The organism is Nesterenkonia sandarakina (genome assembly GCF_003003175.1).
Lineage (GTDB): Bacteria > Actinomycetota > Actinomycetes > Actinomycetales > Micrococcaceae > Nesterenkonia > Nesterenkonia sandarakina_A.
Genome location: NZ_PVTY01000014.1, coordinates 1 through 25,850, shown reverse-complemented (window position 1 = coordinate 25,850; position 25,850 = coordinate 1). Strand labels below are relative to the sequence as shown.

Here is a 25,850-nt window from a genome sequence, read left to right as displayed (position 1 = left end):
ACGTAGAAGGACACACACGTGGACCTGTATGAGTACCAGGCGCGCGATCTCTTCGAGGCACACGGCGTTCCCGTGCTGGCCGGAATCGTAGCGCAGACCCCGGAAGAAGCGAAGGCGGCCGCCGAGAAGATCGGTGGCGTCGTCGTCGTCAAGGCTCAGGTCAAGGTCGGAGGCCGCGGCAAAGCCGGCGGCGTCAAACTTGCCAAGAGCGCCGATGAAGCGCAGCAGCATGCTGAAGCCATTCTGGGCATGGACATCAAGGGGCACACCGTGCACCGCGTGATGATCGCCCAGGGTGCAGACATTGCAGATGAGTACTACTTCTCGATCCTGCTGGACCGCGCCAACCGCGACTACCTCGTGATGTGCTCCAAGGAGGGCGGCGTCGAGATCGAGCAGCTCGCCGTCGAGCGGCCCGAGGCGCTGGCACGGGTGAGCGTCGATCCGAACACCGGCATCGATGCGGCCAAGGCCAAAGAGATCGCCGAGCAGGCCGGATTCCCGGAAGAGCAGCATGAGCAGCTGGCTCACGCGTTCATCCAGCTGTGGAACGTGTTCTCCAAGGAGGACGCCACGCTGGTCGAGGTGAACCCGCTGGTCAAGACCGGCGACGGGCAGATCATTGCTCTCGACGGCAAGGTCACCATCGACGAGAACGCCGAGTTCCGTCAGCCGGCGCACTCGGAGCTCGTGGACGAGCAGACCGAGGACCCGCTGGAGGCCAAGGCCAAGGCCAACGACCTGAACTACGTCAAGCTCGACGGTCAGGTCGGCATCATTGGCAACGGCGCCGGTCTGGTCATGTCCACCCTGGACGTCGTCGCGTATGCCGGCGAGGCCCACGGCGGCGTGAAGCCCGCGAACTTCCTCGACATCGGCGGCGGCGCCTCGGCCGAGGTCATGGCCAACGGCCTCGACGTCATCCTCGGCGACGATCAGGTCAAGTCCGTGTTCGTCAACGTCTTCGGCGGCATCACCTCCTGCGACGCCGTGGCCAACGGCATCGTCAAGGCCCTGGAGATCCTCGGGGACTCCGCCACCAAGCCGCTCGTGGTCCGCCTCGACGGCAACAATGTGGAGGAGGGGCGCCGCATTCTGGAAGCGGCGAACCACCCGCTGGTCACCACCGCTGACACCATGGACGCCGGCGCCGACAAGGCCGCCGAACTTGCGCACTCCGCGCGGACTGACAAGTAAGGACCTGCTCACACAATGTCTATCTACCTGAACAAGGACTCCAAGGTCATCGTCCAGGGCATCACCGGCGGCGAGGGCACCAAGCACACCGCCCTGATGCTCAAAGCAGGCACCAACATCGTCGGCGGCGTGAATGCCCGCAAGGCCGGCACGGCCGTGTCCCACAAGGACAAGGCCGGCAACGATGTCGAGCTGCCCGTGTTCGCCTCCGTGGCCGAGGCCATGGAGAAGACCGGCGCGGATGTCTCGGTGGCCTTCGTGCCGCCGAAGTTTGCCAAGGATGCCGCAGTCGAGGCCATCGAGGCCGGCATCGGCCTGCTGGTGGTCATCACCGAGGGCATCCCGGTGCAGGACTCCGCAGAGTTCTTCAACCTCTCGCTGACCAAGACCGGCGCCGACGGCAAGCCCGTCACCCGGATCATCGGCCCGAACTGCCCCGGCATCATCACCCCGGGTCAGGCCCTGGCAGGCATCACCCCGTCCAACATCACCGAAGCCGGGCCCATCGGCCTGGTCTCGAAGTCCGGGACGCTGACCTACCAGATGATGTACGAGCTGCGCGACATCGGCTTCTCCACCTCCATCGGCATCGGCGGCGACCCGATCATCGGGACCACGCACATCGATGCGCTGGAGGCCTTCGAGAACGATCCGGAGACCAAGGCCATCGTGATGATCGGTGAGATCGGCGGCGACGCTGAAGAGCGCGCGGCCGACTACATCAAGGCACACGTCACCAAGCCCGTCGTGGGCTACGTGGCTGGCTTCACCGCACCCGAGGGCAAGACCATGGGCCACGCCGGCGCCATCGTCTCCGGCGGCTCGGGCACGGCTGAAGGCAAGAAGGAGGCCCTCGAGGCCGCGGGCGTGAAGGTCGGCAAGACGCCGTCGGAGACCGCCGCGCTGCTTCGCGAGGTCTTCAAGGGCTGAGGCTTGATCCACCTCGCGGTCTGAACAGCCGCAGTCTGGAGAATCGCACTACGGGGCCGTTCCTGATCATCGGGGGCGGCCCCGTCCTCGTCTGCGGGCTCAGCCGCCCTCGGATCCCTCGCCCAGCTCTCGCTCCGGGTGCTCGCCGAAGCGGAAGTGACGCCCGCTGATCTCCTCGGGGCTGATCCGCACGAAGTAGTCCTTGATCGTGGGCACCCAGGGCCTGAGATCGAGCTCCTCGGCGGCCTCGCGCTCGGCGGAGCTCTCCAGCCGGGCGGCCGTGCCGCGCAGCACCACCGACCAGGCCTGATCGGAGAGGATTCCGTCGGCCTCGAAGAGCACGCTCTCGTTGACCGCCATCTCGGCCAGCTTGGAGCCCGGAGCCGTGCGCAGCACGATCGACCGGTCCTGGGCCGCGCAGTTGACCGGGAAGATGTCGGCCCGTCCGCCGACCACGGTGACCAGCCGGCCGTGCTGGACGCCTTCCAACAGGGTCCAGCACTGGTCCTGGCTCAGCACCAGGGCCGGTTCGCCCTCAGCGTGTTCGAACATGCTCGCCGCCTCTCAGTCGGTGGTGCACTTCGCTGTGCACCACCGAGTCTAGACCTTTTCTACATCGTGTAGAAGAGTTGCTCGCGACGAGAAGAGACCACCGATCAGGCCACCGTGCCGCCGAGCAGCGTGCCCAGGATGTAGGTGACCGCGGCCGCGCCGAGGCCGATGCCCAGCTGGCGCAGCCCGCGCTTGAGCGGGGAGGCCCCGGAGAGCAGCCCCACCGCCGCGCCGGTGGCCAGCAGCGCGATCCCGACCAGTGAGCTGGCGATGATGATCGCGGTGGTCCCTTCGCTGCCCAGCAGATAGGGCAGCACCGGGATCAGCGCGCCGACGGCGAAGAACACGAAGCTGGATCCGGCCGCGGTCCAGGCCGAGCCCACGATCTCGTGGGAATCGGCGGGCTCCTCCGGGTCGTGGGAGAGCTCCGGCCTGCAGTCGCAGGTGAAGACGTTGAGCCGCTCCAGCGCGCGATGCTCCGCATCGGCCTTGCTCATGCCGCGGGCCCGATAGACCAGGATCAGCTCGTTGTGGTCGAAGTCCAGATCGGGTGCGGCGCGCAGGGTGACCTGGGTGGGTCGAGTGGCGTCGAGCAGCTCGCGCTGGCTGCGCACCGAGACGAACTCTCCGGCCGCCATCGACAGCGCCCCGGCGAGCAGCCCGGCGATGCCGGTCAGCAGGATCACCCCGGACCCGACGCCGGTGCCGCCCATGCCCACGATCAGGGCAAGGTTCGAGACCAGGCCGTCGTTGGCGCCGAAGACCGCGGCGCGGAACCCGCCCGAGAGCTTCTCCCGTCCGCGCGTGGCCAGGGCCCGGACGACCTCCTCGTGGATGGCCTCGTCCGCGGCCATCCGTGCGGTCGCGTCGTCGTCATCGTCATAGGGAGAGCCGCCCTCGGCGCGCTGGGCCAGAGCCAGGATGAACACCGAGCCGAAGATCCGCGCCATCCAGCCCAGCAGGACCCGGTGGGCCGAGGGGGCGGGCAGCTTCTCGGCGTCGGCGCCCAGGAGGTCCCGCCAGTGCTGCTCGTGGCGCTTCTCCGCAGCGGCCAGGCCGAGCAGGATCTGGCGCTCCTCGCCCTGCTTGCGCTCCGCCAGCGCGGTGTAGAGCCGCCCTTCGGCCTGCTCATCGGCGAGGTACTTGCGCCAGCGGCGGATCTGCCGCGGAGTGGGGTCGGCGGTCTGGGTGCTCGACGCGCTCGGGTCAGCCGAGGAGTCTGCGGGATCGAGGGAGCTCATTGAGCTCAGTCTTCCCGATCTGGGCGCGCCGCGGACCCCCGGACGGCCTGTGACGAAGTTCAGGAATGGCTAAACCGACGACGCCGGTCGCTGGCCTCGCGGAAGAGGCGGCGCGCCTCGGGGGAGTCCACCCCGGGGCCCAGGCCCAGGTAGTCCGGTGCGAGGTGATCGGGGCGCTCCTGGAGATCCTCGGCGTCCCCGCGGGAGGCGAGGTAGGTGCCGCCGGCGCGGCGCAGGATCAGCATCCCCGCGGCGATGTCCCACGGTTTGGTGTCCACTCCGAGCACCACGTCGTTCCACCCGGCCGCGGCGTGGCAGAGCTCCAGCGCCCCGGACACCACCCGGCGCACCGTGGAGAAGCCGGTCACCATTTCCCCGAAGGCCTCCAGCGCGAGCGGGCCCTCCTGGGCGAGCACCTCTGCGGAGGGGTAGCTGGTCATCAGATTCAGCTGCGCGCCCGAGCGCGGGGGCTCGGCCGAGGCTCCCAGCCGGGTCTCAGGACGCTGGGGCGAGGACAGGTAGGCGCCGTCGTCGTCGGCGGAGAAGCTGAGCTGGTTGACCGGGTCATGCACCACTCCGGCGATGACCTCGCCGGCGAAGACCGCGGCGATCGAGATCGAGAACAGCGCAAAGCCGTGCGCGAAGTTGCTGGTCCCGTCGATGGGGTCCACGATCCACTCCAGCGAACCGCTGCCGCGCGCGCCCGACTCCTCCCCGGTGATCCAGGAATCCGGGACCGCGCCGGTCAGTGCCGCGGCCAGAGCGTCCTCGGTGGCGCCGTCATGGATGGTGACCAGGTCGTGGGTGCTGGTCTTGGTCGCGATGCTCAGCCCGGTCATACCGGCCGCGGCGCGGAAGGCCTGCGCCAGGGGAGTCCCGGCCGCCTGGGCGGCCTCCAGAGCGATGCGTCGGAGCTGTCGAGGGTCGGGGCGGGGAGCGGCGGTGTTCGGCACACGTTCACCCTACCGACGTGGGCACCGGACCGTGGCCTGGCGCACAAGCCGGTATGATCGAGCCGATGACGAACCCAGAGCCCACTGAGGTTATTCAGGACAACGCCGCCGTGCGGTCCCACTACAGCGATCGCACCCGCAACCGGGTGATGAAGACCGAGGACGGCTGGCACCAGTTCCGCCTCGGACTGGCGCGTCGGCGCGGGCTCAACGTCACGATGCTCTCGATGACCGGCTATGGCTGCCGGCGCTGGGTCCGCGTGTTCTCCCGGGTGGTCATGGCCCCGGACTCCGATTTCGAGAACGGACTCCGGGTGGCCAAGGTCATCGCCGACGGGGTCCGCGGCTGGCGCAACTTCATCTCCGCCCCCGTGCCCTTCGCGGAGATCACGGTGGAGATCGGCGGTCGCGAGTTCGAGGTGGTCGCCGACCGCGGCGGGATCGTGGACGCGGTCATCGAGACTGACCTCGAGCCTGGCTGGCAGCAGGTCACCCTGCACGCCCCCGGCAGCGAGCCCACCGCCGCCGAGGTGCACATCATCGATGACTCCACGGTCACCGGAGTCGTCTGCGACATCGACGACACCGTGGTGGTCACCACGCTGCCGCGGCCGCTGCTCGCGGCCTGGAACTCCTTCGTGCTCGACGAGCACGCCCGCACCCCGACCCCCGGGATGGCCGTGATGATGGAGCGGCTGATGGTCAGCTTCCCCGGCTCCCCGGTCATCTACATCTCCACCGGCGCGTGGAACGTGGCGCAGGCGCTGACCCGGTTCCTGACCCGGAACCTCTACCCGAAGGGACCGCTGCTGCTCACCGACTGGGGACCGACGGCGGACCGCTGGTTCCGCTCCGGACGTGAGCACAAGGTCCAGCAGCTGGAACGCCTGGCCCAGGACTTCCCGGAGATGTCCTGGGTGCTGATCGGCGACGACGGCCAGCACGACCCGAGCATCTACGCCGACTTCGTCCGCCGCCACCCCGAACACGTCACCGCGGTGATCATCCGTGAGCTGACCTACTCGGAGGCGATGCTGGCCGGTGGTCGAGCGGAGGACCCGGTGGGCAACGATCTGTTCAACTACGGCGATCCGGCCGAACCCTCTGAGGCGGTCCAGCTCGCCGGGAACCGACGGATCCCGTGGATCTACGGTCCCGACGGCAAGGACATCGCCGCGAAGCTCTCCCAGCACGGCCTGCTCTAGCGGTCCGACCAGCCCCAGAGGTCGGGTCAGCCCGAGAGGTCGTCTGCGCCAGAGGCCCAGCCGGGACCGAGGCCGACCGGCCCTGGACCGACCGGTCGGCGGTCAGCTGTGCGAGCTGCTTCGATGCTCAGCGGTTCGAGGTCGCCTCCGCGGCCCAGGTCTCGGAACGGCGCGGCCGGGTGTGCATGGTGCGGACCCGGCGATTGACCTCCACCGCGCGCGAATAGTGCCCGATCAGCTCGTTCGACAGCGCCTCCCAGGTGCGTCCCTGCACGCTCTCGTGCGCGCGCAGCCCGAAGTCCCGGCGAGCCGCGGGATCACCGACGAGGTGCTCCACCGCGGAGCGCAGGCCCTGCAGGTCACCGGGCCGATAGAGCCAGCCGGTGCGGCCGACGTCGACCAGGTCCAGCGGGCCGCCCCGGCCCACCGCGACCACCGGCACCGCCGCGGCCATGGCCTCCTGAATGGTCTGGCAGAACGTCTCGGCCTCCCCGGGGTGGACGAAGACATCCAGGCTCGCCACATGGGCGCCCAGGTCATCGCCGGACTGGAAGCCGGCGAAGTGCGCGCGGGGCAGCCGCCGGCGCAGCGCGTCCTCCTGCGGCCCCGAGCCGATGATCACCAGCCGGGTCCCGGGCAGCGCGTCGAGCACCGCCAGGTCTTCCACCTGCTTCTCCGAGGCCAGCCGACCGACGAAGCCGATCAGCAGCTCCTGAGGATCCCCGCCCCCGGGGCCGCCGGCCGCGCTGCGGCGGATCTCGGCGCGCAGCTCCTCGCTGCGCCGTGCCGGGGTGAATCGCCCGGTGTCCACACCCCGGCGCCAGGTCTTGAGCCGCTTGATGCCGCGCCGGGTGAGCTGCTCCCGGCAGAAGGAGGACGGCACCAGGGTCAGCGTGGACGCGGAGTGCATCCGGTCCACGTGCTGCCAGAGCAGCTCCGTGGCCCAGGGGATCCGGTAGCGCGCCGCGTAGGTGGGCACCTCGGTCTGATAGATCGACACGGTGGGCAGCCCCAGTGCGCCTGCCGCCTGGATCGCCCGCCAGCCCAGCACGAAGGGCGAGGCCACGTGGACCACATCGGGGCGGATCAGCTCGAGCAGGTGACGGATCGGGGTCACGAAGCCCGCGGCCACCCGGACCTTGGGATAGTCCGGCAGCGGCAGCGAGGGAACCCGGATGACCGGGAATCCCTCACAGAGCTCCCCGCCCGGGCTGGGCGGAACGGCCCACTGGACGGCGTCGAACATGGTGTCGGAGGGGGCGATGACGGTGACGTCATCGCCGCGGCGACGGAGGTGGGCGAGGACATGAACCACGGAGTTCGTCACGCCGTTCATGTGGGGCAGGAATGATTCGGTCACCACGACAACTCTCACGCCCTCAGGCTAGGCACCCCGGGCCAGCGCAGGCCGTCGTCGTCGTGACCGCACTGTGAACGCTGCTCAAACGTTTCCCTCACCAGCGGATAAGGTGACCAGGTGGAGTCACTGATCCCTCTCGCCGTCGTCGGCCTGGTCCTGCTCGCCGCCGTCATCCAGCGTCTGGTGGGGCTCGGCTTCGGCATGGTCATGGCCCCCTTCCTCGTGGTGCTGATCGGCGCGCACGAGGGCGTGATGCTGGTGAACTTCCTGAGCATCTTCGCACCGATGCTGGTGCTCCCGCGGATCTGGAACGACATCGAATGGCGCAAGGTGCTCTGGCTGGGGCTGCCGGCGCTCGCGGTGATGCCCGCCGCGGCGTGGATCTCGGTGAACTCGTCCCCCGGCCCGCTCTACGTGGTCGTCGCGGGGCTGGTGATCATCGGGCTGATCACCTCGATGCTGCTGACCCGGATCACCTTCGAGGCCGACGGCGCCACCACCCGGGTGATCGCAGGGATCGGATCAGGAGCCGGCACGGTCATCGCCGGCGTCGGCGGCCCCGCAGTGACGATCTACGCGGTCGTCTCGCGCTGGCCGGTCATGTCCATGATCGCCACGCTTCAGCCGATCTGGATCCTGCTCTCCCTGGGCTCCTTCGGGATCAAGTGGTCCTTCGACGACGGCGCGCTCCCCGGCCTGCCCTGGTGGGCCTGGACCGGCTCGGTCGTCGCGATCGTGCTCGGCATCGTGATCGGGGAATGGCTGCAGCGCCGCATCGACGAGGCCCTGGTCCGTCGGCTGGTGCTGATCCTCGCCTTCATCGGCTCGATCATGGCTCTGATCACAGGTCTGCGAATGATGCTCGGCTGAGGCCTGTTGCTCCAGCCGAAGACCAGCACCTGCTGGCACGATAGGACCGATGGCCACCACCGAGACTGAACCCAGCACCGCCGCGCGTGACGCTGCCGGCGCGCCCGAGCGCACCCGCCGCCGATTCCGCCTGCCCACCCCTCCGCTGTGGCTCATCGGTCTGGTCGAGGCCGCGCAGATCCTGCTGATCACCATGCTGCTGGTGGGGATCCCGATGCTCGCGATGAGCCTCGCGGGAGGCGTCTCCGCGTTCGACCTGGACTCCGTGCTCTCCCTGGCGGCGCAGGTGTGGCTGGTGCTGCACGGCACCCCGGTGGAGCTCGTGGTCACCCTCGAGGCCGGCGCGCTGGGCGGCGCCCTGGACGTTCCCGGCGGCGGTTGGTTCCACCTGGTTCCGCTGGGCCTGACGCTGATCCCGCTGTGGCTGGGCTGGCGCGCCGGTGGCAGGATCGCCCGCGGCTCCTATTCAGACCAGCTCTGGCAGGGACTGCTTCCCCTGGTCCTGACCTATGCCGCCGGCGCGGCCGGGATCGCGTGGGTGGCTCAGGCCGAAGCCTTCCAGGTGATGCCCTGGCTGGCGGCGCTCTGCGCGGCCGTGCTGATGAGCCTCGCCGCGCTCGCCGGCTGCTATGCGGAGGCGCGCAGCGCGGCCCGGATGATCGGCACGGACCTGGAGGCGCGGATCGATGAGCTCTCGCAGCGGCTGCGCTGGGCCGGGTCCTACGCCTGGGCCGTGGCTCGGGCCGGGCTGGTCGGCTTCGTCGCCGCCTGTGGACTGGCCTCGCTGCTGCTGGCTGCTCAGCTCGGCATGCAGTGGATGGAGATCGCCAATGTCTATGAGCAGCTGAACCCGGGGATCATCGGGGTCCTGGGGCTGACCGTGCTGCACCTGGGACTGGCTCCCAACCTCATCCTGTGGGCGCTGGCCTACTCCACCGGGTCAGGCTTCGCGCTGGGCACCGGCACGGTGGTCTCCCCGCTGGGTACCGAGCTGGGCGCCGTGCCCGCGGTGCCGGTGCTGGCAGCGCTGCCGGATCAGGCCCATCCCTACGCGCTCCTGGTGCTGGCGCTGCCGGTGCTCGCCGGCGTGGTGGCCGGCTGGTGGCTGATGCGGGAGGGGGAGAACCACCTGGACGACTGGTTCACGCTGCGGATCTCCTGGCGTCCGTTGGCCGCCGGTCTCTCCACCCTCTCGCTCGGGGTGTTCACCGGCCTGGTCACCGCGCTGCTGGCGGTGGGGCCGCTGTGGCTCTCCCACATCTCGCTGGGGGTCGGGCGGATGACCGACGTCGGTCCGAACGCGCTGCTCAGCGCGGGGATGCTCGGCGCCTGGGTCGCTCTGGGTGCGATCCTCGGCTACAGCGTCTCGCTGGGAGCGCAGCGGCTGCGCCGTCGCACCACGGGCTGAGCGGAGCTCCCGGCGCACCGGGGCTGGCGACGCCTCAGCGTCCGAGCCCGGGGATCGAGCTCATCATGCCGTCCTCGTAGTCGAGCAGGCACCGGTCCATCGAGCGCTCGGTCAGCGCACTGGCGCGGCATTCTTCGAAGTCGACCGTGGCCTGCCAGAAGATCGCCTGCGAGGTGGCGGTGAAGGTGAAGATCCCGCAGCACAGCAGCGCCGCGATCGCGCTGATGTGCATCATCACCGGGAGCTTCTTGCGGAAGCACTGGACCAGCAGGATCACTGCGCCGACGACGCCGAGAAGACCCGCCACCAGGGCGAGCAGCCTCCAGGGAAGCGGCAGCTGCAGACCCAGATAGCTCAGCAGCAGCGCCAGCACGAGCCATCCGGTGAACCGACCGTAGAAGCGGAACGTCGACTCATCGAGGTCAGTGGCGCGGCTGCGGCCTGGTGATGACATGCTCATGGTCCACCACCCTATCGGGGCGCCTCCCCGGGCCGGGACTGCTGAGTCGCAGAACCCGCAGTAGGCTGGCGGTCATGCGAACAGTGGTCCTGGTCTCCGGTTCGGGGACGAATCTCCAAGCCGTCATCGATGCTGTGCAGGGCGGTGAGCTGGACCTGGAGATCGCCGCGGTGGGCTCCGACGTCCCCGACTGCGGCGGAATCGCGCGGGCGACCGCGGCGGGGATCCCGACCTTCGCGGTGCCCCTGGTCAAGGGCGGGGACCGCTCGGCGTGGAACCTCGCGCTGGCCGACGCGGTGCGCGCCCACGCCCCGGACCTGGTGGTCTCCAGCGGATTCATGCGGATCCTGGGGGTCGAGTTCCTCGAGCACGTGGGTGCGGCGATCATCAACACGCACCCGGCGCTGCTGCCGAGCTTCCCCGGCGCCCACGCGGTGCGCGACGCTCTGGCCCATGGGGTCAAGATCAGCGGCTGCACGGTGCACCAGGTCGACGCGGGGGTGGACACCGGTCCGATCCTCGCCCAGGAGGCCGTGCGCGTCCGCGAGGACGACGATCAGGACTCGCTGCATGAGCGGATCAAGGTTGAGGAGCGTCGCCTGCTGGTGAACACGCTCGCAGGCATCAGCTCCGGCGCGATCAGCGTGGGCTAGATCCGCCGTAGGGGTTGTCCGACGGGTACGGATTCTGCGGCTGACCTGACTGGTAGGGACCCGAGTGGTAGGGGCTCTGCTTCTGCGCCCAGCCCTGCGGGCCTGACTGCCCTGGACCCTGATAGGGGCTGCCGCCGTAGGGGTTCCCGGATCGGGAGAGCTCCTTCCAGGCCTTGCGATCGCGCACATAGGTGTTGCTGGCGGGCAGCCAGAGCGCCACGATCGCGGCGAGGCTCAGCCCGGTCACGATCAGGTTCTCGACGCCGAAGAAGATCATGAACACGCTGCCTGCCAGGAAGATGGTGGCCAGGATCCGCCCGACATTGCCGGTCATGGTGCCCACGAAGGCGAAGACCGCGTAGAGCGCCGCCAGGATGATCCCGCCCAACAGCACCAAGACCCCGAGTCCGAGCATCAGCTCCTGGACCGAGAGCTCCTCAGCGCCCGGGGGCTGCTGCGCCTGGGACTCCGCTGCCACCTCGGTCCAGAACGGATCGACGTCCTGCGGGTCGACCGAGGCGAAGCTGCCGAAGCTCAGGATGCTCAGCGTGAGCGCCGCGGCGCCGGCGAGCAGCATCAGCACCATGGCCAGGATCAACGTCATCGGTCGTTTCGGCTTCTGGGTCGGGGCAGCGCCTGGTGCGTAGCCGCCCTGCTGCCCGTAGCCGGACGGCGCGTGGCCCTGCACCTGGCCCTGCGGCGTCCCGTAGCCGTACTGGCCGCCACCGTGCTGGCCCTGGCGCGGCTGCTGGCCGTATCCCTGGCTGGAGCCGTATCCCTGTCCTGAGCCATGGGGCTGACCAGAGCCATACGGCTGGCTGGAGCTGGGAGGCTGTCCATAGCCGGCAGACTCGCCATAGCTGGCCGAGCGGCCGTAGCCCGGCGACGGGTCCTGCGGCGTCTCCTGCCCGGGCTGCTGATTCGGGGCCGAGCCCTCTGGCCGGCGCTGCCCCCATCGGGGCTGCTCCGGGGAGCGGTTCTCTTCGGGTGTGCTGCTCATGTGTCCCTCCTCTGCGCATGGGCCCTCTCGGCACACGGAGCGCCTCCAAGACCCGCAGCGCTGCCACGGTCCGATCTCAGCACTACTGTATCGGCGTGCACGTTCGCGCCCCACCCTGCTTCGGCGCAAGGAGTCCGCACAGAGAGTGGGGCCGCCGCGCAGATCTCTGCAAGACTGTGCCCCATGAAACCTCGGGACATCACGGATCGACTCAGCGCGCCGCAGGCAGGCTCCACCGTGCACCTGGTGCGCCACGGCGAGGTCCACAATCCACAGCGGGTGCTCTATGGACGGCTGCCCGGATTCGGACTCTCCGAGCTGGGCCAGCAGATGGCCGTCGGCGTCGCCGACTACTTCCAGGAGCGCACCGAGGCGGGCCGGCCGGTGCACATGCTGGCCGCCTCCCCGCTGCAGCGCGCGCAGGAGACCGCGGCTCCGATCTCCGCCCGCCTGGGACTGCCGGTCACCGAGGAGAATCGGGTGCTCGAGGCCGAGAATGCATTCGAGGGCCTCTCCGATGTGAAGCGGCAGCTGAAGAACCCCCGCCGGTGGCCGCTGCTGATCAACCCGATGCGCCCCTCCTGGGGCGAGCCGTACAAGTCCCAGGTCGCCCGGGTGCTCGCCGCGGTGAAGGACCTCTCCGACGAGGCCCTCGCCACCCACGGCGACGGCGCCGAGGTCGTCGTCGTCTCCCACCAGCTGCCGATCTGGGTGACCCGGCTCTGGGCCGAGGGCCGCCCGCTCTTCCACGACCCGCGCGACCGCGAGTGTTCACTGACCTCGGTGACCTCTCTGCACATCGGGCCCGAGGGCGTGGAATCGGTGAGCTACGCCGAGCCCAACCACGAGCTCCTCAAGGTCGCCACCAACCTTCCCGGCGCCTGACCCGGCACCTGGCCACCCCTTGTTCCACGCCTGTTCTCGGCTCGAGCCCGCGAGGTCTCCTGTGGCCGCTCAGCCGCCGTCAGGTCCCGCAGCAGCCGTTGTGTGACTTCTGGCTCCGGCAGCACTTCTACGGACTGTAGAATTGGTGCTCGGCTGACCCTTACTCCCTCTTCAGATCTGGACACCGCAGCGCATGACCGTCTTCGACAAGCGAACCTCCCGGACATCCCGCCTCCGCGCCCTGGCAGCGGTGGGCCTGGCCTCTGCCCTCGCGCTCACCGGATGCAGCTCCGCCAACGATGAGCTGAGTCAGCGTGCGCAGAACGACGGCACCAACTACGTCGCCGGCGACGGATCGGTCCAGGAGCTGGCCGCCGAGGAGCGCGGCGAGCCGGTGCAGTTCGAATCCACGCTCTTCGACGGATCCGCGGTGGGTCCCGAGCGCTGGGAGGGCGAGGTCACCGTGATCAACTTCTGGTACGCCGCCTGCGCCCCCTGTCGTGTGGAGGCACCCGACCTTGCCGACCTCCACGCTGAGTTCGAGGGGGAGGGCGTGCAGTTCTATGGGGTCAACACCCGCGACACCCAGCCCACCGCCGAGGCCTTCGAGCGCACCTTCGGGATCGAGTACCCCTCCATGGAGGACCGCAGCGGTGAGGTGATGCTCGCCATGACCGATTACGTCCCGCCCTCCGCCGTGCCCACCACGCTGGTGCTGGACAAGCAGGGTCGGGTCTCCGCGCGGATCCTGGGGATCGCCGAGCCCGGCACCCTGCGCGCCCTGATCAACACCGCCCTGGACGAGGATGCCGCCGCCTCGGAGGCAGGCTCGGACACGGACGACGACGCCGCGTCAGCCTCGGGCCTCGGCGCTCCCGCCGCGGAGCCAGCAAAGCGGTGATGGACACGATGGTCCTCGCGGCGCCGCTGGCAGGCGTCGCCGACAACCGCTTCGCCGAGATCGTCTTCGACGGCTCGCTGCTGATCTCCGCCCCGGTGGCGCTGCTCGCCGGGCTGGTCTCCTTCCTCTCACCCTGTGTGCTGCCGCTGGTGCCCGGCTACCTGGGCTACGTCACCGGACTCTCCGGCGTGGAGCTGCACGAGCGGCGCCGCTCCCGGATGGTCCTCGGCGCCTCGCTCTTCGTGCTGGGCTTCTCCGTGGTCTTCGTGCTCATCGGAGTGGTCTTCACCCAGGCCATGGTCTGGCTCCGCGTGGAGGGGGGCTGGCTGACCCAGGTGCTGGGCGGCGTCGTGGTCGTGATGGGTCTGGTCTTCATGGGCGCCTTCACCTTCTTCCAGCGCGAACGCAAGATCGAGCGCCGTCCGCCCGACGGTCTGCTCGGTGCGCCGCTGCTGGGCGCGACCTTCGGCATCGGCTGGGCGCCGTGCATCGGCCCGACGCTGGCCGCCGTGCTCGCCCTGGCCACCCCGATGGGCGGAGACCCGGGCCGCGGGGTCTTCCTGATGTTCATCTACTGCCTGGGACTCGGCATCCCGTTCATCCTGATCAGCCTGGGACTCAAGCGCGGGATGATCACCTTGGCCTTCTTCACGCGGCATAAGGTCGCCGTGATGCGCTTCGGCGGTGCGGTGCTGATCGTCGTCGGACTGCTGATGCTCTCCGGGGTCTGGAACATCTGGGTCTATGCTCTGCAGGACTGGTTCGCCAATGAAGTGAGGCTGCCCATCTGATGGCCGAAAAACGCGAGAACACCTATATGCCGGCCGGGCACCGTGACGCACCCGAAGCCGCCGAGAACGACCCGCGCACTGCCGGCGGCAAGCCCGAGGTCGCCACCCCGGCGCTGGGCGTCAAGGGCATGCTGCGCTGGGCCTGGACCCAGCTGACCTCCATGCGCACCGCGCTGATGCTGCTGCTTCTGCTGGCCGTGGCCGCCGTGCCCGGATCGATCTTCCCGCAGCGCGTCCAGGACTCCTTCGCGGTGGCCACCTGGATCGAGGACAACCCCGGAGCCGGCGAGGTGCTGGACTTCCTGCAGTTCTTCGACGTCTACTCCTCCATCTGGTTCTCCGCGATCTACCTGCTGCTCTTCATCTCGCTGATCGGCTGCATCCTGCCGCGCGCGAAGAAGCACTGGCAGCAGATCACCTCCGCCCCGCCGCGCACCCCGCGCCGACTCGAGCGGCTGCCGGAATCCGGCGCCCTGGAGCTGCAGTCCTCCTCCGCCGGCGACGCCCAGGACGGGCCCGACGCGGAGACGGCGCTGCAAGACGCCGCGGCGATCCTGAAGGCCCGGCGCTACCGGGTCGAGGTCCGGGAGACCTCCGTGGGAGCCGAGCGCGGCTACCTCAAGGAGACCGGCAACCTGCTCTTCCACATCTCCCTGGTCGGGGTGCTGATCTGCGTGGCGCTGGGCTCGATGTTCAGCTACCGCGGACAGAAGATCCTGGTCGAGGACGAGAGCTTCGTCAACGCCCTGGTCGCCTATGACAACTTCTACCCCGGGGCGTACTTCAACGAGGACCAGATGCAGCCCTTCTCTGTCAGCCTGGACGCCTTCGAGCGGGTCTTCGACCGGGAGTCGACCACCCACTTCGGCCAGGCCCTGGACTTCACCGCTGACGTCACCACCCGGCTCGGCGCCGACGGGGAGCCGCAGACCGAGGAGCTGAAGGTCAACCAGCCGCTGACCATGGACGGCGCACGGGTCTTCCTCGTCGGCAACGGCTACGCCCCGGAGGTCACGGTGCGCGACGGCGACGGCGAGGTCGCCTTCTCCGGACCCGTAATCACTCGTCCAGATGACGGTGTCTATACCTCCATGGCGGTGATCAAGGCGCCCGACGCCTCACCCGAGCAGCTCGGCTTCGTGGGCCTGTTCCTGCCCACCTCCCAGGACGCCGGCGACGGTCTGGCCGTCTCGGTGGACCCCGAGCTGGGCAACCCGGAGCTGCAGCTGAACTCCTACTACGGCGACCTCGGACTCGACGACGGGCTCGCCCAGAACGTCTACGTGCTCGACACCGAATCCCTCGAGACGCTGAACTCCCGAGAGCTCGACGCCGGCGGCATCGTGCTCTCCCCAGGCGAGACCTACGACCTGCCCGAAGGCATGGGCTCGATCAGTTTCGACGGGGTCAAGGACTACATCGCCATCGACATCCACTACAACCCGGCGCAGCAGGGAGTGCTGATCTTCGCCCTGACCGCACTCGGCGGTCTGGTGCTCTCGCTCTTCCTGCGCCGTCGTCGCGCCTGGGTCACCGTGGAGACCACACCGGCCGGACGCACCCTGGTACGCTACGGCCTGCTTTCCCGCGGAGAAGACTTCAAGATCCGAGATGAGAACATAGCCCTTCGCACCCAGTTCGAGAAGAAGTGGCCGGTGCGCGCCCCAGAAAAGGAATCCTGATGCAATCCATCAATATGGAGCTGGCACAGTACAGCGAACTGTTCATGCTCATCGCCGGGTTCATCTACACCGGCGCCTTCATGCTCTTCGCGGTCGACATGATCCGCAGCTCGGCGACCATCCGCAGGGTGGAGGCTGAGCTGGCCGCGGAGAACGCCGCAGAACGCACGCTGGTAAGCTACGGCGCGCCTGCAGACAACCCCGGGACAGGAGAGCCTGAGGCCGCCCCGGCGGAGGAGCTGGTCGACGAGGAGATGGCCTACCTGGGAACCCGGCGCCCATTCGCGAATGTCGCGGTCGCACTAACAGTGCTGGGCGTCGCCGCGCACACCTTCGCCGTGGCGGCCCGAGGGATCGCCGCGAACCGGGTGCCCTGGGCGAACATGTACGAATTCCTGACCACCAGTGCGCTGGTGGTCGCCGCGGTCTACCTGCTGGTGCTCACCCGCAAGGACGTCCGGTTCCTGGGCACCTTCGCGCTCGGTCTCGTGGTCACAATGATGGCCGCCGCTACCATGGGGTTCCCGACCCCGGTGGCCCACGTCCAGCCTGCCCTGCAGAGCCCCTGGATCGCGATCCACGTCTCGCTCGCCGTGCTGGCGATCTCGCTGTTCACACTGACCTTCGCGATGAACGTGCTGCAGCTGATCCAGCACCGGCGCGAGCTCTCCCAGGCAGCCGGGGAGACCACCCGGCGCAGCGGCTGGCAGTTCCTGCGGCTGGCGCCCTCGGCGACCTCGCTAGAGAACTGGGCCTACCGGATGAACGCCGTCGGCTTCGTGTTCTGGACCCTCGGCCCGCTGATCACCGGCGCGATCTGGGCCGAAGAGACCTGGGGCCGGTACTGGGGCTGGGACGTCAAGGAGGTCTGGACCTTCGTGATCTGGGTCGTCTACGCCGGCTACCTCCACGCCCGCGCCACCCGCGGCTGGACCGGCAACCGCGCCGCCTGGCTCTCGATCATCGGCTACGGCTGCATCATCTTCAACTACGCCGTGGTCAACATCTACTTCCCCGGACTGCACTCCTACGCAGGTCTGCCGGAGTAGGCTCCTGCGGCCGGCCGTGAGCGGGCCGCCCGGCTAGCGGGGGGACTCGGTCTGCGGTCCGCTGCCCTCGGCGCCGCGCTGCTGCGCGCGAAGCTGCTCCTGGGTGAGGTGGAAGTCCTCGGCGAGGGCGTCTTCTGCCGCGTTGTCGTCGAGCTCCGAGCTGCCCAGCCTGCGGTCTCCGCGGAAGCGCCGGGCGAGCTCCTGGCCGGCCTCGAGGCGCAGCCGATTGAAGAACAGGTAGCCCATCGCCCAGGACACGATCAGGCCCACGATCAGCGCGAAGAAGATCGTGTATTGGCCCAGATCGAGCATCAGGCAGGCGGCGAACACGATGAAGAAGGCACCCAGGCGGAGCAACGAGTATTTCAGCACAGACATGCCCCCAGTGTAGGTCTGCCCGCTGGTGAATCCGAGCTGACGAATCAACTACGCTGGAGGGATGTTGAGGATCATTATCGGCTTGGGAATCGTGGGGCTGGGGCTGTTGATCTACAGCCTGGTCGAATGCCTGCAGACCCCGCGCCATCGGATCCGCGTGATGCCGAAGGTGGCATGGATCGCGGTGATCGTGCTGCTGCCGATCATCGGCGCCAGCCTCTGGCTGGGCTTTGGACGTGTCCGCGCCCCGAAGAAGGGCGCCGCAGCCTCGCGCCGGCCCCGCTCACCCGATGATGACCCCGATTTCCTGCGTCAGGTCGAGATCCAGCGCCGCCAGCGGCAGCGCGCGGAGGAACAGCGCCAGCGCGACGCCGAGGCACGCCGCAAGGAGCGCGAGCTCGATGCCCGCACCCGGGACGAACGGGAGAAGGAGCTCGGCGACGCCGCCGACGCGGCGGTCTCCGGTGACTCCGCGGCGCAGGACGCCGACCCCGTCGAGCCCAAGGGTGGCTCGCCGAGCAACGGCCGGCCCGCAGGGGAGGACGCCGGGGAGACCCATAAGAAGTCCTCAGATGACGACGACGACGGCGCTGCGCCGGCACCTCGGAGCTGAGCCGGTCGCACCAGACGGCCCGCCCCGGGACTTCCCGAGAGTCACCTGAGGATCAACGGGATCAGCTGAGGATCAGCGCCGCCGAATAGGTCAGTGCGAAGGCCAGGCCGATCAGGCTGGTCAGCTGCAGCACCTTGATCAGCGCGGGGCCCTTCTTCTCGGGGGAGAGCATGATCCGCGCCGGTCCCAGGGCCAGCGGCCAGGCCAGCAGGACCAGCAGGAACCACCAGCTGTGCACCAGCAGCGCCAGCGGCAGCACCAGGGCGACGCCCACCATCGCCACATAGCTGAACCGGGCACGGCGTTCACCGAGCCGGACCGCCAGCGTCACCTTCCCCGCCTCGCGGTCGGTGGGGATGTCGCGCACGTTGTTCGCCATCAGCAGCGCGGACGCGATCAGTCCCGAGCCCACCGCGCCGATGCCTGCACCTGTGCTGAGCTCGGCCGCCATGGCCCAGGTGGTGCCGAGCGTGGCCACCAGCCCGAAGAAGACGAAGACCATGATCTCGCCCAGGCCGCGGTAGCCGTAGGGCTTGGATCCTCCGGTGTACCACCAGGCGGCGAGCACGCAGGCCGCGCCGACGGCGAGCATCCACCACATGCCGGTGAGGATCACGATGATCAGCCCGGCCAGTGAGGCGAGCCCGAAGCTGACGAAGGCGGCATCCTTGACCTGCCGAGGCTTCGCCGCCTTGGACCCGGTCAGCCGCATCGGACCCACCCGCACGTCGTCGGTGCCTCGGATGCCGTCGGAGTAGTCATTGGCGTAGTTCACCCCGACCTGCAGGGCCAGCGCCACGACAAGCGCGAGCAGGGCGATCAGCAGGTCGAAGCGCTCAAGCGCATATGCCGCGGCAGCGCCGATGATCACCGGGGCCACAGCCAGCGGCAGGGTCCGGGGTCGCGCACCAGCGACCCATTCCTTCACAGTTGCCACGTCGTGTCCTCTCGTTACTGTCTTCTTACGCGTCATGCGTGAGTATGTCGGTATTTCATCTTGAGCGGCCCCGTGTCGGGCAGGGTGCACCAGCTTCACCCTGCCCGGTGGCAGGCTCTAGGACTGGCCGCTCGGCGGCACCGGAGCCCCGAGCAGCTGCAACAGCCGCTGACGATCAGGCTTTCCGCTGGTCAGCGCCGGGAGCTCGGGGAGAATCAGCAGGCGCTTGGGCGCAGCTGCGCGGCCCAGCGAGCCACGGACCAGCCGTTGCAGCTCCCGCTCGATTCCTTCGGCATCGGGTTCCTCCGCGGCTGCGCCCGGTTGGTCGGGGTCCGCGCCCGATGTCTGCCCGCGGCGACCGGGATCGGTCGCCGTGGTGAGCACGACGGCGGCACAGACCTTCTGTCCCCATTCCGGGTCCGGGACCGGGCCCACGAAGGCGTCCCTGACCTGCGGGTGGTCCAGCAGAACGGAGCGGACGCTCTCGGCGGAGACCTTGACACCTCCGGTGTTGATCACGTCATCGGCACGACCGGCGATGCCCAGCAGCTGGCCCCCGGCGTCGGTCTGGACCTCACCGAGATCATCGGTCAGGAAGCGTCGCTCCCCAGAGTCGGGATCTTGGCTGAAGTGCGCGGCGGTCAGGTCCGGATCGTTGAGGTATCCGCGGGCGACCATCGGTCCGGTGATCCGTACCCGCCCGGAGGATCCGCCATCGGTGCTCACGGTCTCCAGGCGCACGCCCGGCAGCGGTCGTCCGTCATAGACGCAGCCGCCGCAGGTCTCGCTCATCCCGTAGGTGCGCACCACCTGCAGCCCATGGGCCGCCGCGAGGTCCAGCAGCTCGCCAGAGGAGGCGCCGCCGCCCAGAAGGATCGCGTCGAACCGCGCGAGGGCCGCCTTCAGGGCCTGATCCTGCGGAACGTGGTCCAGAAGCCGCTGCAGCTGGGTGGGCACCAGGGAGACGAAGCGGCGGTCTGCGGTGAGCCGCTGCGCGGCCTCGGTGAAGGTCCGGGGGTCGGTGGCGTGGTGCAGCAGGGGCACCGGAGTCGTGCCGGCGCCGAGGCTCCGCGCGAGCACGGCGAGGCCCGCCACGTAGCTGGGCTGCAGGGTGAGCAGCCATTGACCGTGCCCACCCAGCGCCTGCGCGGTGGCGGCCACCGAGGCGTGGATGGCCGCGGCGGGCAGCAGGGTCTGCTTCGGAGTGCCGGTGGAGCCGGAGGTGCGCACGATCACTGCCGCGGTCTCCGCAGGGACCTCGTGCCGGGAGGTCCAGGTGGGAATGCCGGTGGCGTCGGCTGGATGAAATTCCAGCGGGGCCGCAGCGTCGGAGGTTCGCTCGGCGGAGGTGCGTGGGTTCGCCGCGGGGTCCGGGGCCGGGCCCAGGACGGTGTGGAGCGCGGAGAGTGCCGCGGGGACCCAGGTGTCGGTCGGGGAGGTGGTCTCTGGCACCTCAGCTGCCGCCGTCGTCCTTCGTGTCCTGCTCATCCCGTCTGCGCTTCTCCAGCTCCTCGAGACGGGCCTCGAGCATGTCCAGGCGCCACCGGTCTTCGGCAGACATGTTCTCCTCGGACTTGGTGGGGATCGTCGGGCCCTCGAGCTCGGGGTTGCCCCGCTTCTCCAGCTTCTTCAGCCGTTTGCGCAGCGCCTCGATCTCTTCCTCCGAATCCGAGCCCCAGGGCAGGGGCCTTCCGGTGGCCATGCTCACGATCTGGGTGAGGCCGAACACAATGATGGCGATAATGGCGACCCACGCGATCCAAGGCATGCGCCAAGATTAGCAACTGAGCTCCTCAGCCCGGCAGTGGCAGGTTCTCGAGGGTGTGCCCAGGGCGGGAGGACTAGCCTCGGCCCTGGCGCCACCAGCGGCCATAGGGGTCTCCCGCGGTGACCTCGCTGCGGCGATCCTCCAGATGAGCGGCATTCTCGCTGGCCAGCGGCTGAGCTGCGGGCTTGTCGAACCTGCTCCGCGCGCCGACCATGATGCCCAGAAGTGCGGCGACCACGGCGAAGGTGGTCACCGTCTGGTCATCTGCGCCCAGGATGCTCAGGGTGAATCCGGTCATCCCGAGCACGAGCACCGCGGCCGTCCAGAATTTCTTGCTGGTCTCTCCCATTGGCGGAGTCTAATGATTGCAATAGACTGCCGCTACCCATTGTTATTCGGTTGGGTTTAATCGGGGCGTCATGAATATCGAATAGAGCGGTGCTGCTTTTCAGTGCGATCAGGAGAACCGCCGTCCCGACGGCGAAGACGACGAATGCACCTGCGAGCAGCGCCGCCTCCGCAGACGTTCCCGGGCAGCCCGCGGAGCCGTCATCGATCTCCGGGCAGGATCGCCAGGGCTTCAGGAACATCGTGAAGCCGCAGACCATCCCGGTGAGGGTCAGCAGCGTGCCCGTGACCGCATAGACGCGTCCCGTGGTGAGAGTCATGCTGTATCGAACCACGCAGGGGCCGGACAGGCCAGGGGAATCACCGGAAGGCGCGGCAGGCCCCTTCAGGCGCCATGGCCTGCCGACTTCACAGCAAGTTCTCCTCAGGGGGTGACGGTGGCGGATTCGTCGGACACAATGCAGGTACCCGGTTGAAACGGGCAACTGCCTTGTCGATGCGCGCCGGATGATTCGTGGGACGGAAGGGGACGCAGTGACGCTGACGACCGACGCCGCTCAGGACCTGGTGCAGGAGCTGCTCCGCGCGGGCGTCTCCCAGGTCGATTCCTCTGTGCTTGCCAGAGGCATGTACTCCTCCGACGCGAGCCTCTACCGGGTGGTGCCGGAGGTGGTCGTGCGCCCGCAGCACGTCGACGAGCTCCACGCGGTGCATGCGGTCTCCCGATTCTCGGCCGTTCCGGTCACGATGCGCGGGGCCGGCACCTCGATCGCCGGCAACGCCGTGGGCGAGGGGATCGTCGTCGACACTCGGGATCTGAAGCGGATCATCGCCATCGACGTGGACGCCCGGACCGCCACGGTGGAACCAGGCGTGGTGCACGCGGACCTGCAGCGGGCGGCGGCGCCTCACGGGCTGCGCTTCGGACCGGACCCGTCGACCCACTCGCGGTGCACCATCGGCGGAATGATCGGCAACAACGCCTGCGGCTCCCGCGCCCTGGGCTACGGACGCACGGCGGACAACGTCGAGGCGGCCACCGTGCTCTTCGGCAACGGGGAGGTCGGCAGCTTCGACTCCCGCAGCGGCGCCGCACAGGGTGCGACGGCGAGGCAGCTGCTTGGACTCGCCCAGGGCGACCTGGCCCATGTCCGGACCCGATTCGGTCAGTTCAGCCGCCAGGTCTCGGGCTACAGCTTCGAGCACCTGCTGCCGGAGAACCGCGGACGCATCGAGCGTTTCCTGGTGGGCAGCGAGGGCACGCTGGCCACCGTGCTCGAAGCCGAGGTCCGCCTCGTCGTGGACGACCCCCGCAGGCTCCTGCTGGTGCTCGGATACGACACGGTCAGTGAGGCCGCGGACGCCGTCCCGCACATCCTCGACGCGGCGCACGGTGAATTCGGCCCCAACAGCCTCATCGCGTGCGAAGGAATGGACTCCCGGCTGGTGGCCCTGGTCCGCTCGGCCGGCAAGCCGGTCCCGCAGCTCCCCGAGGGTCAGAGCTGGTTGTTCGTGGAGGCCGCCGGAGACGCGGCGGACGCGGTCATCGAGCGGGTCAAGACGGCTTCCTCCGCAGTGGACACCCGATTCATCGAGAGCTCCGCCGAGGCCGCCGCGCTGTGGAAGATCAGAGAGGACGGAGCCGGGCTGGCCGGGATAAGCCTGCAGACTCCGGCGCACTCCGGGTGGGAGGACTCGGCTGTGCCGCCGAAGCACCTCGGCGCCTGGATGCGCGACTTCGAGTCCCTGCTGAAGGAGTTCGGCCTGCAGGGCTACCCCTATGGCCACTTCGGCGACGGCTGCATCCATTGCCGGATCGACTTCCCCTTCAAACATGGAGACCCATCCAGCACCGGGGTGTTCCGGGACTTCATGCTGGCCTGTGCCGAACGCCTGGCGGTCTACGGCGGATCGCTCTCCGGCGAGCACGGCGACGGCCGGGTGCGCTCCGAGCTGCTGCCCTTCATGTACGACGAGACCTCCCTCGACCTCTTCGCGCAGGCCAAGCGGATCTGCGACCCGCAGAACCTGCTGAATCCCGGGATCATCATCGGTCCGCAGCTCGAGGGCGCCCGCGCCGGTCAGCCCGGCGGCACCGGCGCGCGGGTCAACACCGAGGACATCCGGCCGACCCGGCCGAAGCAGACGCTGCCCTGGCCCGGACTCCTGATGGCGCACGACGCCGGCGACTATGGTGCCGCCGTGCACCGGTGCTCCGGCGTCGGACGCTGTGTGGCGCCGAGGACGACCGGGGTCATGTGCCCGTCCTACCTGGCGACCACCCAGGAGAAGGACTCCACCCGGGGGAGGGCCCGCATCCTCCAGGAAGCCATGGACGGCACGCTGGTGCATGGGCTGAGCGACCCTGCGGTGCACGAAGCCTTGGATCTGTGCCTGTCCTGCAAGGGCTGCGCCTCGGACTGCCCCGCCGGGGTGGACATGGCCGCATATAAGGCCGAGGCGCTGCACCAGAAGTACGACCGCGACGCCGAGGGCCTCCCGCGGCGCCGGCTGCGGCCGCGCAGCCACTACGTCCTGGGGCGGCTCCCGGTCTGGGCGAAGCTCGCCGCCCCCGTGGCGCCGCTGGCGAACCTGATGATGCAGCTGACCCCGCTCGCCGCGGCGGCGAAATGGGTCGCCGGCATCGATCAGCGCCGGTCGGTGCCGAGGTTCGCGCGCCGCACGCTGCGACGCGCAGCGCAGCAGCTGAGCCCCCTCGACGCCACCGGCAGCTCGGCGAGGCCGCGGAGTGCTACCCACGTCCCCGGAGCCAGCCGTGCGACCAGTGCAACCCGCGCCACCGGGGCCGGACAGCCCGATGTATGGGTCTGGGCGGATTCGTTCACCAACCACTTCTTCCCTGAGTCCGGGCTGGCCGCAATCGAATACCTGCAGTCGCAGGGGCTTGACGTGCGGCTGATCCAGAAGGAGGGGTGCTGCGGGCTGCCGTGGATCTCGACCGGCCAGCTGGACCAGGCCCGGCGACGGATCACCCAGGCCGTCGAGGTGCTCGCCCCCTATGTCAGCTCAGGGGTGCCGGTGATCGGACTGGAGCCCAGCTGCCTGGCCACGCTGCGCAGCGACGCGCTCGAGCTCTCCGACACCGAGGAAGCGAGAATCGTGGCCGCGGGGGTGCTCAGCTTCGCCGAGCTGCTGACTCGTCTGGAGCGCGAGGGTCGGGTGCGGCTGCCGGACCTGAGCGGGGTCGACGTCGTCGCTCAGCCGCACTGCCACCAGTCCGCGATCATCGGGTGGGAGCCCGACCGGATGCTGCTGGAGAGCGCCGGCGCCACAGTGACCAAGGTCGCCGGATGCTGCGGACTCGCCGGGAACTTCGGAGTGGAGAAGGGTCACTACGAGACGTCCGTCGCGGTGGCCGAGACCTACCTGATGCCGGCCGTGCGTGACCAGCGGCAGCGTGGCGGGGACACCGTGGTGCTCGCGGACGGGATGTCCTGCCGGATCCAGCTCGATGACCTTGCCGACGTCCCCGCCATGCACCTCGCCGAGCTGTTGAACTCGCGGGAACGTGACGCCAGGTCCACGCGGGCTCCGCTCTGACCGGGCCGCGCCGCGTTCGGTTCATCGGCTGGAATGACGACTCCATGGAAGCTGGGTGGAGCCTGCGTGCCTCGGTGCAGGCTCCACCCAGCGACCCGGTCGTGGGCGCCTAGCGCTTCTTGGCGTTGCGATACGCATCAACGACGTCTCGATGCAGCCGGCCCCTCGAGGCGACCTGGTATCCGTTGTTCATCGCCCACTCTCGAACCTGCTGAGCCTCATTCTGCGGCGATGGAGGGGCAGTGACCCGCCCCTTGCGGATGTACTGCCTGAGCGTCTCACGGAGCTCCTTGATGTGCTCTTCGCTCAGGTCAATCTCGTAATACCGCGCATCTAGACCGAAAGACACGGTCTCTTTCGCTTCGCTGCCGTCAAGATCATCGACGAGCACGACTTCCACCCGCTGAGCCATATCCAACCCCTTGCTGCTTCATCGAGGAGGAGGCAGGATTTGCCTCATCTCTCGTCTCGAGTTCTGCACGCAACAGTCATGCAGAAGGTCTGACCAATAGTGGTTACTCGAGGAATATGGCCAGCGTTCAAGCTCATCCAGAATTAATTCAATTTCCTGATAGCCGAGTGAGCAGATCTGCGACCAAGAACAGCAGAAGGCTCGGCTGGACCTTCGGTCAGGTGGGGCCGGAATGGGGCGCAGAACCGACTTTGGTTCCACGGGGGAACGGGGAGATCACTCGAACCTAAAAGGCCCCAAGGGGGTGACTCGCACGCATGCAAAACCCTGGTCGAGATTGCGACGTGCCGTCGTCTCCGGGGTTCTTCAGTTGTTGTCCTCGGCCGTGATCATCGCTGGCGGGGGGTGCCTCTATGGTTTTCGTCAAGCGGCCAGGGAGTGCTCAGTTGCGATCGGGGCGGCGGGGTCTTGGTAGAGGGTCCCGTCGCGCAGCATCGCGTAGAGAGTGTCCAGCCGGCGGCGGGCCAGGGCGATGATGGCCTGCTTATGCCGCTTGCCCTCGGAGATCTTCCGGTCGTAGTACGCCCTCGAGGGCGGGTGCTGCAGGGCAGCGAACGCTGAGTTATACAGGCTCGATTTCAGCCGCTTGTTGCCACCGCGGTTGGCAAACTCCCCACGAATGGAAGTCCCGGAACG

General features: G+C 68.8%; 26 protein-coding genes and 1 pseudogene. 14 read left to right on the top strand and 13 right to left on the bottom strand.

The window, feature by feature from the left end:
* Positions 1–18: 18 nt before the first annotated feature.
* Positions 19–1,197: an ADP-forming succinate--CoA ligase subunit beta gene (sucC, locus tag BCL67_RS11655; protein ID WP_106123606.1), complete on the top strand. Its 1,179-nt coding sequence runs from the start codon at positions 19–21 to the stop codon at positions 1,195–1,197.
* Positions 1,198–1,212: 15 nt separating this feature from the next.
* The gene (sucD, locus tag BCL67_RS11650; protein ID WP_106123605.1) at positions 1,213–2,127 is read left to right on the top strand and encodes a succinate--CoA ligase subunit alpha; all 915 of its coding nucleotides are present in this window, start codon (positions 1,213–1,215) and stop codon (positions 2,125–2,127) included.
* Positions 2,128–2,226: 99 nt separating this feature from the next.
* On the opposite strand, the gene BCL67_RS11645 is transcribed toward sucD, so the two are convergent.
* From BCL67_RS11645 to BCL67_RS11635, 3 genes are all read right to left on the bottom strand, one after another.
* A complete protein-coding gene (locus BCL67_RS11645; protein ID WP_106123604.1) occupies positions 2,227–2,679 on the bottom strand; it encodes a pyridoxamine 5'-phosphate oxidase family protein in 453 nt (150 codons plus the stop codon).
* A gap of 104 nt (positions 2,680–2,783) precedes the next feature.
* The gene (locus BCL67_RS11640; protein WP_106123603.1) at positions 2,784–3,920 is read right to left on the bottom strand and encodes a VIT1/CCC1 transporter family protein; all 1,137 of its coding nucleotides are present in this window, start codon (positions 3,918–3,920) and stop codon (positions 2,784–2,786) included.
* 59 nt (positions 3,921–3,979) lie between these two features.
* Positions 3,980–4,873 carry an inositol monophosphatase family protein gene (locus BCL67_RS11635; RefSeq protein WP_106123602.1) on the bottom strand — a complete coding sequence of 298 codons (894 nt, stop codon included), beginning with the start codon at positions 4,871–4,873 and terminating at the stop codon, positions 3,980–3,982.
* A 65-nt stretch (positions 4,874–4,938) separates the two neighbouring features.
* On the opposite strand from BCL67_RS11635, the gene BCL67_RS11630 reads away from it, so the two are divergent.
* A complete protein-coding gene (locus BCL67_RS11630) occupies positions 4,939–6,078 on the top strand; it encodes an App1 family protein (RefSeq protein ID WP_106123664.1) in 1,140 nt (379 codons plus the stop codon).
* A gap of 127 nt (positions 6,079–6,205) precedes the next feature.
* On the opposite strand, the gene BCL67_RS11625 is transcribed toward BCL67_RS11630, so the two are convergent.
* Positions 6,206–7,453: a glycosyltransferase family 4 protein gene (locus BCL67_RS11625; RefSeq protein WP_106123601.1), complete on the bottom strand. Its 1,248-nt coding sequence runs from the start codon at positions 7,451–7,453 to the stop codon at positions 6,206–6,208.
* A gap of 102 nt (positions 7,454–7,555) precedes the next feature.
* On the opposite strand from BCL67_RS11625, the gene BCL67_RS11620 reads away from it, so the two are divergent.
* The gene (locus BCL67_RS11620) at positions 7,556–8,308 is read left to right on the top strand and encodes a sulfite exporter TauE/SafE family protein (RefSeq protein ID WP_106123600.1); all 753 of its coding nucleotides are present in this window, start codon (positions 7,556–7,558) and stop codon (positions 8,306–8,308) included.
* A 49-nt stretch (positions 8,309–8,357) separates the two neighbouring features.
* Positions 8,358–9,716 (top strand): cell division protein PerM, encoded by a 1,359-nt coding sequence (locus tag BCL67_RS11615; protein ID WP_106123599.1) that lies wholly within the window; start codon positions 8,358–8,360, stop codon positions 9,714–9,716.
* 34 nt (positions 9,717–9,750) lie between these two features.
* Here BCL67_RS11615 and BCL67_RS11610 read toward each other — a convergent pair whose 3' ends face one another.
* Positions 9,751–10,176 carry a hypothetical protein gene (locus tag BCL67_RS11610; RefSeq protein ID WP_146131146.1) on the bottom strand — a complete coding sequence of 142 codons (426 nt, stop codon included), beginning with the start codon at positions 10,174–10,176 and terminating at the stop codon, positions 9,751–9,753.
* Positions 10,177–10,250: 74 nt separating this feature from the next.
* Here BCL67_RS11610 and purN point away from each other — a divergent pair, with 74 nt between their 5' ends.
* The gene (purN, locus tag BCL67_RS11605; protein ID WP_106123597.1) at positions 10,251–10,829 is read left to right on the top strand and encodes a phosphoribosylglycinamide formyltransferase; all 579 of its coding nucleotides are present in this window, start codon (positions 10,251–10,253) and stop codon (positions 10,827–10,829) included.
* Here purN and BCL67_RS11600 read toward each other — a convergent pair.
* The gene (locus tag BCL67_RS11600) at positions 10,816–11,829 is read right to left on the bottom strand and encodes a TrbC/VirB2 family protein (protein WP_106123596.1); all 1,014 of its coding nucleotides are present in this window, start codon (positions 11,827–11,829) and stop codon (positions 10,816–10,818) included. The genes purN and BCL67_RS11600 overlap by 14 nt on opposite strands.
* A 183-nt stretch (positions 11,830–12,012) precedes the next feature.
* Here BCL67_RS11600 and BCL67_RS11595 point away from each other — a divergent pair, with 183 nt between their 5' ends.
* The 5 genes from BCL67_RS11595 to ccsB all read left to right on the top strand — a co-directional run bounded on the left by BCL67_RS11595 (position 12,013) and on the right by ccsB (position 17,137).
* Positions 12,013–12,714, top strand: a complete 702-nt coding sequence (locus BCL67_RS11595; RefSeq protein WP_106123595.1) for a histidine phosphatase family protein — start codon at positions 12,013–12,015, stop codon at positions 12,712–12,714.
* 193 nt (positions 12,715–12,907) lie between these two features.
* Positions 12,908–13,615, top strand: coding sequence for a TlpA family protein disulfide reductase (locus BCL67_RS11590; protein ID WP_106123594.1), 708 nt, complete (start codon positions 12,908–12,910; stop codon positions 13,613–13,615).
* Between the two features lie 8 nt (positions 13,616–13,623).
* Positions 13,624–14,406 carry a cytochrome c biogenesis CcdA family protein gene (locus BCL67_RS11585; protein WP_106123663.1) on the top strand — a complete coding sequence of 261 codons (783 nt, stop codon included), beginning with the start codon at positions 13,624–13,626 and terminating at the stop codon, positions 14,404–14,406.
* Entirely contained in the window at positions 14,406–16,088 is a 1,683-nt protein-coding gene (gene resB / locus BCL67_RS11580; protein WP_374955647.1) for a cytochrome c biogenesis protein ResB, read from the top strand. The genes BCL67_RS11585 and resB overlap by 1 nt, the downstream gene beginning before the upstream one ends.
* Positions 16,088–17,137, top strand: a complete 1,050-nt coding sequence (gene ccsB, locus BCL67_RS11575) for a c-type cytochrome biogenesis protein CcsB (protein ID WP_106123593.1) — start codon at positions 16,088–16,090, stop codon at positions 17,135–17,137. Before resB ends, ccsB begins: the two co-directional genes overlap by 1 nt.
* Before the next feature lie 33 nt (positions 17,138–17,170).
* On the opposite strand, the gene BCL67_RS11570 is transcribed toward ccsB, so the two are convergent.
* Complete coding sequence (locus BCL67_RS11570) at positions 17,171–17,515, bottom strand: DUF4229 domain-containing protein (RefSeq protein ID WP_146131145.1); 345 nt, start codon at positions 17,513–17,515, stop codon at positions 17,171–17,173.
* A gap of 61 nt (positions 17,516–17,576) precedes the next feature.
* Here BCL67_RS11570 and BCL67_RS11565 point away from each other — a divergent pair, with 61 nt between their 5' ends.
* Positions 17,577–18,128, top strand: a complete 552-nt coding sequence (locus tag BCL67_RS11565) for a PLD nuclease N-terminal domain-containing protein (protein ID WP_258175006.1) — start codon at positions 17,577–17,579, stop codon at positions 18,126–18,128.
* Positions 18,129–18,189: 61 nt separating this feature from the next.
* Here the strand turns inward: BCL67_RS11565 and BCL67_RS11560 are convergent, their stop codons facing one another.
* The 4 genes from BCL67_RS11560 to BCL67_RS11545 all read right to left on the bottom strand — a co-directional run bounded on the left by BCL67_RS11560 (position 18,190) and on the right by BCL67_RS11545 (position 21,182).
* On the bottom strand, positions 18,190–19,065 hold the full coding sequence (locus tag BCL67_RS11560) for a 1,4-dihydroxy-2-naphthoate polyprenyltransferase (RefSeq protein WP_106123590.1): 876 nt from the start codon (positions 19,063–19,065) through the stop codon (positions 18,190–18,192).
* Positions 19,066–19,182: 117 nt separating this feature from the next.
* Positions 19,183–20,553, bottom strand: a complete 1,371-nt coding sequence (locus BCL67_RS11555; protein WP_106123589.1) for an AMP-binding protein — start codon at positions 20,551–20,553, stop codon at positions 19,183–19,185.
* Positions 20,519–20,833: a hypothetical protein gene (locus BCL67_RS11550; RefSeq protein ID WP_106123588.1), complete on the bottom strand. Its 315-nt coding sequence runs from the start codon at positions 20,831–20,833 to the stop codon at positions 20,519–20,521. The genes BCL67_RS11555 and BCL67_RS11550 overlap by 35 nt, the downstream gene beginning before the upstream one ends.
* A gap of 73 nt (positions 20,834–20,906) precedes the next feature.
* A complete protein-coding gene (locus BCL67_RS11545; RefSeq protein WP_106123587.1) occupies positions 20,907–21,182 on the bottom strand; it encodes a hypothetical protein in 276 nt (91 codons plus the stop codon).
* A gap of 89 nt (positions 21,183–21,271) precedes the next feature.
* On the opposite strand from BCL67_RS11545, the gene BCL67_RS11540 reads away from it, so the two are divergent.
* On the top strand, positions 21,272–21,478 hold the full coding sequence (locus BCL67_RS11540) for a hypothetical protein (protein ID WP_106123586.1): 207 nt from the start codon (positions 21,272–21,274) through the stop codon (positions 21,476–21,478).
* A gap of 237 nt (positions 21,479–21,715) precedes the next feature.
* Positions 21,716–24,742: an FAD-binding and (Fe-S)-binding domain-containing protein gene (locus BCL67_RS11535; protein ID WP_258175005.1), complete on the top strand. Its 3,027-nt coding sequence runs from the start codon at positions 21,716–21,718 to the stop codon at positions 24,740–24,742.
* Positions 24,743–24,851: 109 nt separating this feature from the next.
* Here BCL67_RS11535 and BCL67_RS11530 read toward each other — a convergent pair whose 3' ends face one another.
* Both BCL67_RS11530 and BCL67_RS11525 read right to left on the bottom strand, forming a co-directional pair.
* Positions 24,852–25,154: a histone-like nucleoid-structuring protein Lsr2 gene (locus BCL67_RS11530; RefSeq protein ID WP_106123584.1), complete on the bottom strand. Its 303-nt coding sequence runs from the start codon at positions 25,152–25,154 to the stop codon at positions 24,852–24,854.
* Between the two features lie 423 nt (positions 25,155–25,577).
* Positions 25,578–25,850 (bottom strand): annotated as a pseudogene (locus tag BCL67_RS11525) (IS110 family transposase); the annotation flags it as partial.

Excerpts from the sequence above, each read along its gene's own strand:
- sucD (WP_106123605.1), top strand. The coding sequence starts at position 1,213 with ATGTCTATCTACCTGAACAAGGACTCCAAGGTCATCGTCCAGGGCATC.
- BCL67_RS11645 (WP_106123604.1), bottom strand. The coding sequence starts at position 2,679 with ATGTTCGAACACGCTGAGGGCGAACCGGCCCTGGTGCTGAGCCAGGAC.
- BCL67_RS11640 (WP_106123603.1), bottom strand. The coding sequence starts at position 3,920 with ATGAGCTCCCTCGATCCCGCAGACTCCTCGGCTGACCCGAGCGCGTCG.
- BCL67_RS11630 (WP_106123664.1), top strand. The coding sequence starts at position 4,939 with ATGACGAACCCAGAGCCCACTGAGGTTATTCAGGACAACGCCGCCGTG.
- BCL67_RS11615 (WP_106123599.1), top strand. The coding sequence starts at position 8,358 with ATGGCCACCACCGAGACTGAACCCAGCACCGCCGCGCGTGACGCTGCC.
- BCL67_RS11610 (WP_146131146.1), bottom strand. The coding sequence starts at position 10,176 with ATGAGCATGTCATCACCAGGCCGCAGCCGCGCCACTGACCTCGATGAG.
- purN (WP_106123597.1), top strand. The coding sequence starts at position 10,251 with ATGCGAACAGTGGTCCTGGTCTCCGGTTCGGGGACGAATCTCCAAGCC.
- BCL67_RS11600 (WP_106123596.1), bottom strand. The coding sequence starts at position 11,829 with ATGAGCAGCACACCCGAAGAGAACCGCTCCCCGGAGCAGCCCCGATGG.
- BCL67_RS11595 (WP_106123595.1), top strand. The coding sequence starts at position 12,013 with ATGAAACCTCGGGACATCACGGATCGACTCAGCGCGCCGCAGGCAGGC.
- BCL67_RS11590 (WP_106123594.1), top strand. The coding sequence starts at position 12,908 with ATGACCGTCTTCGACAAGCGAACCTCCCGGACATCCCGCCTCCGCGCC.
- BCL67_RS11585 (WP_106123663.1), top strand. The coding sequence starts at position 13,624 with ATGGTCCTCGCGGCGCCGCTGGCAGGCGTCGCCGACAACCGCTTCGCC.
- resB (WP_374955647.1), top strand. The coding sequence starts at position 14,406 with ATGGCCGAAAAACGCGAGAACACCTATATGCCGGCCGGGCACCGTGAC.
- ccsB (WP_106123593.1), top strand. The coding sequence starts at position 16,088 with ATGCAATCCATCAATATGGAGCTGGCACAGTACAGCGAACTGTTCATG.
- BCL67_RS11570 (WP_146131145.1), bottom strand. The coding sequence starts at position 17,515 with ATGTCTGTGCTGAAATACTCGTTGCTCCGCCTGGGTGCCTTCTTCATC.
- BCL67_RS11565 (WP_258175006.1), top strand. The coding sequence starts at position 17,577 with ATGTTGAGGATCATTATCGGCTTGGGAATCGTGGGGCTGGGGCTGTTG.
- BCL67_RS11555 (WP_106123589.1), bottom strand. The coding sequence starts at position 20,553 with ATGAGCAGGACACGAAGGACGACGGCGGCAGCTGAGGTGCCAGAGACC.
- BCL67_RS11550 (WP_106123588.1), bottom strand. The coding sequence starts at position 20,833 with ATGCCTTGGATCGCGTGGGTCGCCATTATCGCCATCATTGTGTTCGGC.
- BCL67_RS11545 (WP_106123587.1), bottom strand. The coding sequence starts at position 21,182 with ATGGGAGAGACCAGCAAGAAATTCTGGACGGCCGCGGTGCTCGTGCTC.
- BCL67_RS11530 (WP_106123584.1), bottom strand. The coding sequence starts at position 25,154 with ATGGCTCAGCGGGTGGAAGTCGTGCTCGTCGATGATCTTGACGGCAGC.